This is a genomic window from Micromonospora sp. DT53 (assembly GCF_049841535.1).
Lineage (GTDB): Bacteria > Actinomycetota > Actinomycetes > Mycobacteriales > Micromonosporaceae > Micromonospora.
Genome location: NZ_JBNCKM010000003.1, coordinates 586,666 through 597,471 on the forward strand (window position 1 = coordinate 586,666; position 10,806 = coordinate 597,471).

Sequence of the window (10,806 nt, forward strand, 5' to 3'; positions counted from 1 at the left end):
ACCCGGCCCGCGTGGGGTTAACCATCGACGTTCTCCGCTGAGCGTCGACTCAGGCGCTGGCCCGAGCCACCAGGGCGGACGGGAAGAGGGTCACCGGAGCGGCCGGCCGCCCGTCCAGCAGGGCGGTGGCCGCGGCGACGGCGATCCGCCCCACCGGGTGACTCGCCGTGGTCAGCGCCGGGGCGGTCATCCCGGCCAACGGAATGTCGTCGAAGCCGGCCACCGCGACGTCGCCGGGCACCCGCGCGCCGGCGTCGCGCAGGCCGGCGATCACCCCGAGCGCGGTGTCGTCACTTATCGCGTAGATCGCGTCGATGTCCGGCCAACGGCGCAACGCCTCGCCGGCCGCCGTGCGGCCACGCGGCGCCCGGAAGTCCCCGGGCAGTATCCGCTCCGGTAGGCCGGCCTCGGCCATGAGCCGACGGTATGTCTGCACGGGGCGCTGCGCGCAGGGCAGCCACCGGGGGCCGGTCACCATGGCGATCCGGCGGCGACCCGAGGCGTACAGGTGGCGCAGCACCGCTTCGGAGCCGGCGGCGTTGTCGACGTCGAACGACGGCACGGTCGCCGAGCCGACGCCGATCGAGACCACCCGACCGCTCAGCGACCGCGGGACCGCCTCCAGCAGCTCCTCGGTGGTGTTGACCAGGATCACCCCGCAGACGCTGCGGTCCCCGTCGAGTTGGTCGAGGCTGCGGGGGTCGCCGAACGGCAGCCAGTGCAGCGCCACCCCGACACCGGCGGGCGTGCACACCCGGGCGGCCGAACCGACCACCTGGTGCACGTACGGGTCGTCCAGCACCGCGGCGCTGGTGCCCAGAACGGCGACGACCAGGCGTACGCCGCCGCCGCGGACCAACGCCCGGGCGGCCGGGTTGGGTACGTAACCGAGCTGGTCGACGGCTGCCGTGACCAGTTCCCGAGCGGCCGGAGAGGCGAACCCCGTGCCGGCGATCACCCGCGACGCCGTGGATCGGGACACGCCGGCGACCCGGGCCACGTCCTCGAGAGTGGCCGGCCGGTGTGCCGCTGTCGTCATCGTCGCCTCCCGCAGCGGCCCGTCCGATCGGACCAACTCCTGCTCACATCATGCCCCGCCCCGACCAGCAGCGGTAAGGGGCGGTTGCCGGTTGTGGTGGTAGCGCTCTCAGGTGTGCGATCGTGCGAGGAGATCACCCCGAGGAAGAGGACCACCCCCGTGAGCGCCCCCACCAGTCGATCCGTAACCCCGCACATCGCGTCGCCGACCCTGCGGACGGTGCGGCTCGCCCGCAACGGCGTCGCTGCCACCTTCACCCTCAACGGGCTGGCCGTCGGCAGCTGGTTCTCCCGCGTCCCGGCGGTCCGTGAGGCGTTGGACCTCTCCGCCGGACGACTCGGGTTGCTGCTGCTGGCGATGAGCGTCGGCGCGCTGCTCGCCATGCCCACCTCCGGCCTGCTCGCCCAGCGATTCGGCGCGGCCCGCACCGTCACGATGGCCACCGTGCTGGTCGCGGTCGGCCTGACCGTGGCGGGGCTGGGCGCCACGGTCGCCGGGTCGTTCGCCGTCGTCGCCCTCGGGTTGGTGGCGCTCGGCTACGGCTCCGGCGCCTGCGACGTGGCGATGAACGTCGAGGGCGCGGCGGTGGAACGGCGGCTGGGTCGTACGATCATGCCCCGTTTCCACGCGGGGTGGAGCCTCGGTTCGGTGGCCGGAGCGGCGCTCGGCGCCGGGGCGGCCCGGTTCGACGTGTCGGTCGGCGCGCATCTCGTCGCGGTGGCGGTGGTCGTGTTGACCGGCACCGCGCTCGCCGCCCGGACGTTCCTGCCCGTCGGCACCGATCACAGCGGCGATCCGGCGGACGCCACCCCGGCTGCCCGTCGGCGGGCGCAACTCGCCGCCTGGCGGGAGCCGCGTACCCTGCTGATCGGGCTGTTCGTGCTGGTGGCCGCGTTCACCGAAGGCGCGGCCAACGACTGGCTGGCCGTCGCGTTCATCGACGGACGGGACCTGAGCGAGGCCGCCGGCGCGGCGGTCTTCGCTGTCTTCGTGGTGGGCATGACCGTCGGGCGCACCGCCGGCACCGTCGCGCTGGACCGGTGGGGTCGGGTGCCGGTGCTCAGCGGCACCATCGGGCTCGCCGTGGTCGGCGCCGGCCTGGCCGTGCTGGCGGGCTCCGGGCCGGTGGCCATCATCGGCGTCGCGCTGTGGGGCCTCGGTGCGTCGCTGGGCTTCCCGGTCGGGATGAGCGCGGCGGCCGACGACGAGGCGCACGCGGCGGTGCGGGTGAGCGTGGTCGCGGTGATCGGCTACACCGCGTTCCTCGGTGGCCCACCGTTGCTGGGGCTGATCGGCGACGAGGTCGGTACCCTGCGCGCGCTGCTGGCGGTGCCGCTGCTGCTGCTGCCGACCCTGCTGCTGGTGCCGGTGCTGCGCCAGCCGCACCCCGCCGGAACGGCTCCGACGGCACGGCCGGAGCCCAGCGCCTGACCCGTGCCCACCCGCCATCAGGGTGTAACGGGCCCTAGTCGTGCAGCCAGATACGGAGAGGACCGGTGGTGCTGAAGCCAGCGGCGAGCGCCGGGGTCAGGTCCGGGGTGGTTTCGTAGCCGACCAGCGGCGCGTTGGGCAGGGTGGCGCACACCGCGCGCCAGATGTCCCGGGAGTCGTCGGCGTGGGTGAACAGGTTGGAGACGCCGTACGGGCCGTCGCCGCTGAGCACCGCCCCACCGTTGATCACACCGCGCTCGTCGTGGCGGGCGAGCACCCGTACCCGTGGGTCGGCCAGGAGCGCGGGGCGGAACAACTCCCCGCCGCCGTGTGCCGCCGCCCAGGACGCCAGATCGTCGGGTGTGGTGATCCGGGTCAGCGGTGCGTCGACAGGTGGTGCCAACGGTGGCCGGTGGATCCACTGCGCGTCGAAGAGCACCCGGAACCCGTACCGGGCCAGGTCGAGGTCGGCGAAACTGTCCTTCACCGACGCGCCGGGCCCGGCGTCGATCCGGGCCAGCAGCGCCTCGGCGTCGATGCCCGGTCGCAGGGTGACCGCGTCCGGGTACCACGGTGGTGAACGGTGGGGGACCGACCAGGCGTCGGCGTCGGTACGGCCGGCCAGCCCGTGGCTGCCGCAGACGATGTCGCACCACTCGGCGTTGTCGCGGGCCGCCGTCCGCACGTCCTCCAGCACGGCAGGCAGCCTAGCCAGGGTCAGCGGAGTCGGGTGAGCAGGATCCGGCCGCCCTCGTGGACGCCGCCGTCGATGGCGAGGACCCTGTCGTCGGCGTACCGCAGCGCACCGCTGACATCCCGCGGCGCCACCCCGAAGTGCTTGGTGAGGGTGCTGTGGCCGTGGACGAGCACGCTGCCACCGAGCGTGCGCAGCATCAGCGACACCCGATCGTCGGGGTTCGCCAGCACGGCGTCCCGAAAGGCGCCCCGATCGCTCATCCGACCACAGAGGTCCAGCCATGTCGCGGGGTCGCTGGAGCCGAGAGCCGTGGTGATCGCCGTGTTCACGGTCGCCACACTCGATCCAAGCTCCAGGTACCGGGCGGTGTCGGAGTGCACGAGCAGGAACCGGTCGACGACCGCGACCGCGGGCAGCTGCGTCATCCACTCGACATGCGGTGGCCTCAGCTGGCGCAGGTCCTTCTCACGTCCGCCGAACCGAGCCCAGCCACCGCGAAACCCGCCCGGCTCGTCCCAGCCGGCAACGGGGCTGCTGCCGAACCGGTGCGCGGCGAGCAACTGCACCTCGTGGTTACCCAACAGCGCCCCGACGTGGCCGCCCACCGCAGCTGCGGAGACTGCGAGCCGCCGGATGTCGTCGATGACGCCGATCCCGTCCGGGCCGCGATCGACGTAGTCACCGAGCAGCCACAACCGTGCGCCGCCCCCGGACCAGTGCCCGGTGTGGTCGACGAGCCCCGCCTCGTGAAGGCACTCCCGGAACTCGGAGCGGTGACCGTGGATGTCCGCCGCCACGTACAGCGGCGTCATGCCACTGCCGCCAGCCCACCCAGGTGAACCGCCGCATGCCAGTACGCGGTGCGGGGGATCGGCACGTCCCGGTCGGCGGCCAACCGCCGCATCGTCTCGTCGAGCGTCACCATGGCCGCCACGCTAGGAGGTGCCGCTGGCCGACAGCCAATGCCTGCCAGTCTTCGCCAGGGAATCACCGCCGGAGCACGTCGAGCAGGTCGGCTCCGATCGTCTGGATGGCGGACGCCTCCAGGGAGTACCTGACAAAGTGGCCAGCCCGTTCCGCGCGAACCAGTCCAGCCGCGCGCAGGGCGGACAGGTGCTTGGTTACCGCGGTCTCGTCGAGGCGCCAGAGCCGGGCGATCTCCCGCGCTGACCTGGGCTCGACCGCGATCGCGCGGCACACCTCCAGGCGCGCCGGATGGGCGAGCACGTCGAGCCGCCGCAGGGTCAGTCGCCGGTCGGCCGTACGCTCCGGCGGCGGGAACGGGTAGTGCACCGCCACCGGACGGTCCGCCTCGTCGGCGACGTACACGTGTGGGGTGCCGAAGGCGGTGGGGACCAGCACCAGCCCACGTTCGGACACCGCGAGCGACTTGCTCTGCACCTTGTCCACGGTGACGCGGCCGTCCTCTCCGACGGCCACCGCGGGAGACAAGCCAGACAGCACGGCGCGGAGGTCGCCGCGCGCGGCCGTGCGCGATCGCGCCCGCACCTCACCCTGTAGCGCGGGTTCGATCTCGCGCCACTCGGCCGCGAAGAAGGCCGACCAGCAGCCCTCCAGAATGTCGACCACGGCGGCCTGCGCCACGGTGGGCTTCTCCAGGAGCAGTCGCACCGCCCGCGTCGCCCCGGCTCCCCGCGCCCGCGACAGCGCGATCAGTTCGGTGCCCACGCGAAGGTCGGTGACGTCACCGGATCGACCGCCCACCCGCAGCAGCGGCCGAAGCATCGCGGCGGCGAACTGCGCGGGAGGCATCCTCCGGAGTGCCGTCACCGCCTGGGCCCAATCGAGGGCTGGCGGCAGCGTCGGATCCGCGAACACTGTCGCGCGCACCGCTCGCACCGCGAACGACCAGGCGTTCAACTCGGCGGTCAGGTCGTCTGGCACCTCACCGAGGACTCGTTGGGCCCACTCCGCACGCTCCGGGTGATGGTCGGTGCCGACCAGCACGTGCCACGCCCAGGCCAACTCCACAAGCGGTGACACCGCGAACGTCACCGCCGCGGCCCGACCCGCGGGAAGCTGAAAGGTGATCGGCACGACCACACCCTAAGCGGCGAGGACGGGCCAGCACGTCGCCGATCCCGCGCCGCTCGCGGACACCGGGGTCGCTCAGGGGGCGTAGACCAGGTCCATCGTGTCGGTGTGCCCGGACCAGCGCAGGTCGAGATGCCAGCACCCGGCCTGCGGCATGTCGATGATCGACGGCCCCGGCCCGCCGGCGACCTCTCGGGTCACCCGGGTGTCGGTGCCGTCCAGTGTCGCGGTGATCACCAGGGTCGCCGGCGCCGTCGGGTCGGGCGAGGTCGTGGCGGCGCGGGCCACCCACAGGATCTTGTTGTTGGACCCGTCCGTCCGGACCTGGCGCAGCGGGTGGGCGAACAGCACCGCCACGATGTCACCCTTCGCGCCGAAGACGTGCGGGCCCTTGCTGGTCCCGTGGAAACCGGCGTCCGCCCAGTCGGGCAGCGACTTCGTCTCGATCGGCGAGTGACAGCCCGCCGCGGCGCTTGCGCTCGTCGTGGTGCTTGCGCTCGTCGTGGTGCTCGCGCTCGCGCTCGGCGCGGTCGACCCGCCGCTGGCCGTGCTCGCGCACCCCGCCACCAGAACCACCGATGCTGCCAGCAGCGCCCTGCCCCATGAACCCATCTCGACCCCTCCGGTACGCGTCGACGACTCGTCGCCTCTTTCCGACACCGCCCGGGCCCGCCAGGTTCCTAGCGCAGTGAGCGTGCGATCTCGGTCGCCTCGGTCTCGGTGAGGTCGCCCTCGAGTCGGTAGCTCACGTCGTTGTCCTGCCAGATCAGGGTCGAGGCGGCCAGTCGGGCGGTCGCACTGCGGATCCCGCCGCCCCGGTCCACGTAGGACAGCACGTGTGGGCCGTCGACCCAGACGGCGAAGTCGCCGTTGACCTGGACCCACTCCGCTCCCGGCGGCATGACCTCCTTGTGGAAGGACAGGTTGAGGCGACCGTCGAAGGCGTCGACGCGCAGCGTGCCACCGTCGTAGAGCAGCGTTGCCACCCGGTACCGGCCCGTGGCGTCCGGGTCGGCGACCAACACCTGCTCGGGTGGGCCCAGCCGTGCCGGCAGGCGGATCGGAAACCGTACCGCCTGTCGCGCCTCGTCCAGGGCGACGGCCCGCTGCCCGGGCAACGGTGCCGCGGTACCGCTGGGCAGCGTCGATGCGGGCGAGGTGGCGATGCTGACACCGGCGAAGCGCAGCAGCCCCGTGACGGCGTCGGCGATGGCGGCCCGGCTCGGCGGCAACACCACCGCCACGATCAGGGCGACCAGCGCCGCCGCGACGAGCGAGCGCCACCGGCGCGCGGGCCGGTCGAGCCGTACGCGGACACGGGCCGTCACGTCAGGAGGATCGGGTGTGTCCAGCCAGGCGGAAAGCTCACGCAGTTCCCGTTCGAGGTCACCCATGCCGGACCTCCGCACGGTCGAGCAGGCCGCGAAGCTTCGCCATCGCCCGGGAGGTGCGCGACTTCACCGTGCCCCGGGGCCAGCCCAGAGCCGCCGCCGTCTCCTCCTCGGTGAGATCGAGGAAGAACCGGCAGACGATCACCTCACGGTCGCGTACCGGCAGTTGGCGCAGGGCCTGCACCAGCGACGCCCGGCGCTCCCCGGCGAGGACCGCGCCGACCGCGTCGTCCTCGGCGACCTCCGACGTCGGGTCCGCTGCCGCCGCCCGCAGGACGAGCCCGTCGCGCCGGCCCCGGGAGCGGTGCAGGTTGCGGGTCTCGTTGGCGACGATCGTGAGCAGCCACGACCGGAACGAAGAGTCCCCGCGAAAGCGGGACAACTTCCGGTACGCCTTCACAAACGCCTCCTGGATGACGTCCTCGGAGTCCGAGCCCGCGCCGAGCAGCACCGCCGTCCGGTACGCGGACGCGGTGTGCCGGGCGACCAGGAGGTTGTACGCCTCCAGGTCACCTGCCCGAGCGCGGGTGACGAGCGCCTCGTCGTCCAGGGGAGCCTCCGTTCGGATCACACTGATGACACCGCCCACCCACCCCGGGTTCCACCCGGCTTCCCGACGCGGGTCAGCTGTCTCCCATCCGGCGTGCAGCGTATTGCCAGGAATCGGTGCTGCACTGGAGGGGCGTCGAGGAGAGGGGCGGGGCATGAGCTGGTTCAGTCGCCGGTCACGGGGTGCCGAGGCGACCCCGACGAAGCTGGATCGGGAGGCGACCCGCGACGACCTCGCGGCGTTGGAGGCGTTCATCGCCACCCGACGCGGGGTGGAGTTCTACCTGGAGCCGGAGACGACCGCGACGGACACCACGGTGGTGGCGATCGCCCACGACGGCGAGTGGATCCGTCGCCGTACCGGAACGCCTCGCGCGGCCGGGACCATCGCCCGCAAGCACGCGGTGCCCCTCTACGAGGCGGCCCGCACCGGTTACCCGGAGCGGATGCGGACCTGGAGCCGGGCCCACCCAGAACGCCACGCCCGCTAAGACGAAACGTCCACGGCTCACGAACGCGTGCCCCTCATGTCGGGGTCGATCATGGAGTTGTGGTGCCCAGTTTGGCAACGAGCGGCTGCTTTGTCCCCCACCACAACTCCATGATCGGCAAGGCGATGGTGCGCAAACCGGTCGCCCTTCCCACCGGCCGAACTATGATTCGGCCCCGGGCCCCAAGAATCTTGGAGAAGACCGCATGAGCGATGTGAGCGTCGGCACCGGCAAAGTGGTCGTGAACAGGGCGATGTCGCTGGACGGGTTCATCGCCGGTCCTGGCCACGCGATGGACTGGATCTTCGAGTACCTGACTGCGGATACGTTCCCGGAGGTCATGGCAGCCACGGGCGCCATGCTCGTCGGCCGGGGCACGTACGAGGTCGCCAAGCGAATGGCCAACCAGGACACGCCCTACGACGGGGGAGGACAGTTCGTCCTCACCCACGAACCTCCCGGCGAGCCGGACCCTACCGTCACGTTCCTCACGTGCGACATCGAGGAGGCCGTTGCCACGGCACGCAGCGCCGCGGGCGGCAAGAACCTGGAGATCCTCGGTGCTGACGTGGCCGCCCAGTGCCTGCAGCGCGGGCTCGTCGACGAAATCCTGGTGTACGTCCTACCGGTGCTGCTCGGCGACGGTGTCCGCTTCACCCCACCAGGCCTCGACAGGATCGACCTGGAGCCGTTCAGCAACGCCCAGTCGGGCGCCGTCACAATGCTCCGCTTTCGGGTGCGAAAGTAGGCGCCGTCCTCCAGCAGTTGGCACCCGCACGTGGCGGACAACCTGACGTCATCGGTGTTGGTGTTCGGAGCGGATCCGGGCGCGTGGTCAGAGCATTAGGTCGGCGACGGCTGTGCGCCCCGGTCGGGTTCCGCACGTGCGAGTGATCGTTGAACGAGCGTGAGGATGGGCGGAAGGATCAGGTCATTGCCGCCGACCGTGGCGACAGCGTCCATGCTGTGCGGCGCGCCGTCGACGTCGACGACCAGGGCGCCAGCCTCGCGGGCGACGACGACGCCGGCGGCGGTGTCCCAGGGCTTGTTGTTGAGCATGATGAACGCGTCGATCTTGCCGTCAGCCAACCAGGCGAGGTCGATCGCGGCAGAACCGTGCATGCGTATTCGTTGCACGTGCCGGGTGAGCTGCTCGGTGATGGCAAGTCGTTCGGTGTTCTTCCGGTTGGCCTCGCTGCCGACCGCGTAGTCGCCGATGGCGACCACAGCGTCCTTGAGGTCGGTGACCCCGTTGGTGTGGATGGGTCGGTTGTTGGCGTAGGCGCCATGTCCCCGGGCGGCGTGGTAGCGGGTGCCGAGGAAGGGAAGGTCGATGACGCCGAGGACGGCCTCGGCGCCGTGGACGAGACCGAGGGAGATCGCGCACAGGGGTGACCCGTGGATGAAGTTGACGGTGCCGTCGACGGGATCGAGTGCCCAGGTGAGAGTGCTGTTGTCGCCACTGCTGCCGTACTCCTCGCCGAGGAACCCGATGTCAGGTGCCTTGGCGGCCAGATGATCGCGAACCCTTCGCTCGATGGCGAAGTCCAACTCGGAAGCCATGTCGCGGTCACCCTTGAAGGTCAGCGCGCCGGGCTGAAGCGTCCGCATCAGATCATGCGCCAGGTCGACGGCCTCCTGTGCGAGGGGAAGGAGGCGAGCGTAGTCGGTCATAGCTGGCGGCTGCGGTCCCAGAGCGAGCTGAACATCGCGTCGAATATCGGGTAGAGGCCGGAGGGTCCCGCGTTGCGCTCGATGACCAACGTCGGGCAGTCGACGCCCCGCATCTGCGGTAGGTAGTGCTGAACGACGCAGATACGGTCGTCGATCAGAAGCACGTTGGCCCGAATGGCCTCGTCATAGACGCCGATGGTGAGGTGGTCTCGGACACCTGCGGGGAGCCGGTCACGAATGCGGCGTGCCAGGTTCTGGATGTTGAGTTCGGTGAGAGCGCTCAGGTGTCCGTCCGGATAGTCGTCCTCACGCTCCTGCCGCCTGATCGCCTCACCGGCCGGATCAAGGAACAGGCAACGGAGGTGGGTGCCGGCGGTGAGGAGCTTCAGGAGGCGGTTGTCGGCGTACTGCTGACAAATGAGGTTGAGCGACAGGCCGGACGCCCGGATGTCCGTGGCACTGTCGAAGAGAACGTGCGGAGGCAGTTCCGCCACGAAATCTGACCGGCTGGCATAGACCGCGGTGACGTCGGCGCACTGGTCCCGCGCAGTCTTCGCCGCGTGCGGCCCCCTGACGTTGAGTTCGGCTGGCATCCGGCTGCGTTCGCCGAGCAGGAGCGTCATGCGCGCGTGGCGTGGCATCGACAGGCCGGCGCAGATGCGGGTGAGGACGTCGATGCTGCTGACCCGGCGGGCACCGCTGATGATCTCGCTCACCTGAGCCTGGCTGAGACCGGTGGCGACACCGACTGTGGTTTGGCTGGCGTGCGTGGCTCGTTGGACGAGGCGGAATACTTGAGCGACGTCGCGAGCGGCCAAAGCATCGACCATCTCGGTGCTGTCCCACAGCAGGTCGGGGATGGTAAGCGCGACAGCCGCAACTGTGCCGCCGCGTGGCCGTGCTCCCGCGCCCAACTTGATCTCGTCGCCGAGTTCTACGGACACTCGCTGGCGCTGGCCCTCTACCTGACGTCCTGTCTGAACGAGGCCATCAACGACTTGTACAGCCTCGGCGGTCGCCCCGACCTTGCCGTGCTGCATGCGCGTTTCCTCGGCTGGCTGTCGTTGACCCGCCGGCCGCGCCGGTCTGGGCACGGATGACCCAGGGCTGACGCGTCGACACCGATATTTCCGCAGGTCAATGTGGTGAGCGGGGCCGGGTGACGGCGGGGTCCGCGTTGACCGGCAGCGCGGCGGTGTGGCAGCATTCGCGGCCTGACGGCAGTGAAGGAAGTCGGTGCAATTCCGACGCGGTCCCGCCACTGTCACCGGGGAGCGATCCCCCCTCGTGAGTCACGGCCGTGTGTCTGCGGTTGGAAGGCCGGGGGAGAGCGTCGATCCGGAAGCCAGGATACTTCGGCCGTCGGGACGTACCCCAGGGCGTGGACACCCGAGGAGGACCCGATGACGCACGGCGTCTCATTCATCGACGATCATCGTCGTATTGCGCTCCAGGCAGTGCATTCCAAGGGCACCGGCC

At 71.0% G+C, this 10,806-nt stretch carries 12 protein-coding genes and 1 riboswitch; of the genes, 3 read left to right on the top strand and 9 right to left on the bottom strand.

Annotation, left to right across the window (positions count from 1 at the left end; translation table 11 throughout):
- Positions 1–49: 49 nt before the first annotated feature.
- A complete protein-coding gene (locus ACLQ3B_RS14025) occupies positions 50–1,039 on the bottom strand; it encodes a LacI family DNA-binding transcriptional regulator (protein ID WP_425780808.1) in 990 nt (329 codons plus the stop codon).
- Positions 1,040–1,198: 159 nt separating this feature from the next.
- Here ACLQ3B_RS14025 and ACLQ3B_RS14030 point away from each other — a divergent pair, with 159 nt between their 5' ends.
- Entirely contained in the window at positions 1,199–2,470 is a 1,272-nt protein-coding gene (locus tag ACLQ3B_RS14030) for an MFS transporter (protein ID WP_425780810.1), read from the top strand.
- A gap of 34 nt (positions 2,471–2,504) precedes the next feature.
- On the opposite strand, the gene ACLQ3B_RS14035 is transcribed toward ACLQ3B_RS14030, so the two are convergent.
- From ACLQ3B_RS14035 to ACLQ3B_RS14060, 6 genes are all read right to left on the bottom strand, one after another.
- Positions 2,505–3,167 (bottom strand): hypothetical protein, encoded by a 663-nt coding sequence (locus tag ACLQ3B_RS14035; protein ID WP_425780812.1) that lies wholly within the window; start codon positions 3,165–3,167, stop codon positions 2,505–2,507.
- A 20-nt stretch (positions 3,168–3,187) separates the two neighbouring features.
- Positions 3,188–3,979 (bottom strand): metallophosphoesterase, encoded by a 792-nt coding sequence (locus ACLQ3B_RS14040; protein WP_425780814.1) that lies wholly within the window; start codon positions 3,977–3,979, stop codon positions 3,188–3,190.
- 175 nt (positions 3,980–4,154) lie between these two features.
- Positions 4,155–5,225 (bottom strand): DUF5937 family protein, encoded by a 1,071-nt coding sequence (locus tag ACLQ3B_RS14045; protein ID WP_425780816.1) that lies wholly within the window; start codon positions 5,223–5,225, stop codon positions 4,155–4,157.
- A 72-nt stretch (positions 5,226–5,297) separates the two neighbouring features.
- Complete coding sequence (locus tag ACLQ3B_RS14050) at positions 5,298–5,834, bottom strand: hypothetical protein (protein WP_425780818.1); 537 nt, start codon at positions 5,832–5,834, stop codon at positions 5,298–5,300.
- Positions 5,835–5,902: 68 nt separating this feature from the next.
- Entirely contained in the window at positions 5,903–6,616 is a 714-nt protein-coding gene (locus ACLQ3B_RS14055) for a hypothetical protein (protein ID WP_425780820.1), read from the bottom strand.
- Positions 6,609–7,184: an RNA polymerase sigma factor gene (locus tag ACLQ3B_RS14060; protein ID WP_425780822.1), complete on the bottom strand. Its 576-nt coding sequence runs from the start codon at positions 7,182–7,184 to the stop codon at positions 6,609–6,611. Before ACLQ3B_RS14060 ends, ACLQ3B_RS14055 begins: the two co-directional genes overlap by 8 nt.
- A gap of 133 nt (positions 7,185–7,317) precedes the next feature.
- Between ACLQ3B_RS14060 and ACLQ3B_RS14065 the strand changes: the two genes are divergently transcribed.
- Together ACLQ3B_RS14065 and ACLQ3B_RS14070 are read left to right on the top strand one after the other, a co-directional pair.
- Positions 7,318–7,653 carry a hypothetical protein gene (locus tag ACLQ3B_RS14065; RefSeq protein ID WP_425780824.1) on the top strand — a complete coding sequence of 112 codons (336 nt, stop codon included), beginning with the start codon at positions 7,318–7,320 and terminating at the stop codon, positions 7,651–7,653.
- Positions 7,654–7,858: 205 nt separating this feature from the next.
- The gene (locus ACLQ3B_RS14070) at positions 7,859–8,401 is read left to right on the top strand and encodes a dihydrofolate reductase family protein (RefSeq protein ID WP_425780826.1); all 543 of its coding nucleotides are present in this window, start codon (positions 7,859–7,861) and stop codon (positions 8,399–8,401) included.
- A 95-nt stretch (positions 8,402–8,496) separates the two neighbouring features.
- Here ACLQ3B_RS14070 and ACLQ3B_RS14075 read toward each other — a convergent pair whose 3' ends face one another.
- Together ACLQ3B_RS14075 and ACLQ3B_RS14080 are read right to left on the bottom strand one after the other, a co-directional pair.
- Positions 8,497–9,327, bottom strand: coding sequence for an inositol monophosphatase family protein (locus tag ACLQ3B_RS14075; protein ID WP_425780828.1), 831 nt, complete (start codon positions 9,325–9,327; stop codon positions 8,497–8,499).
- The gene (locus tag ACLQ3B_RS14080) at positions 9,324–10,367 is read right to left on the bottom strand and encodes a DUF5919 domain-containing protein (RefSeq protein ID WP_425780830.1); all 1,044 of its coding nucleotides are present in this window, start codon (positions 10,365–10,367) and stop codon (positions 9,324–9,326) included. The genes ACLQ3B_RS14075 and ACLQ3B_RS14080 overlap by 4 nt, the downstream gene beginning before the upstream one ends.
- Positions 10,368–10,528: 161 nt before the next feature.
- Positions 10,529–10,705: riboswitch (cobalamin riboswitch) on the top strand.
- Positions 10,706–10,806 lie beyond the last annotated feature (101 nt).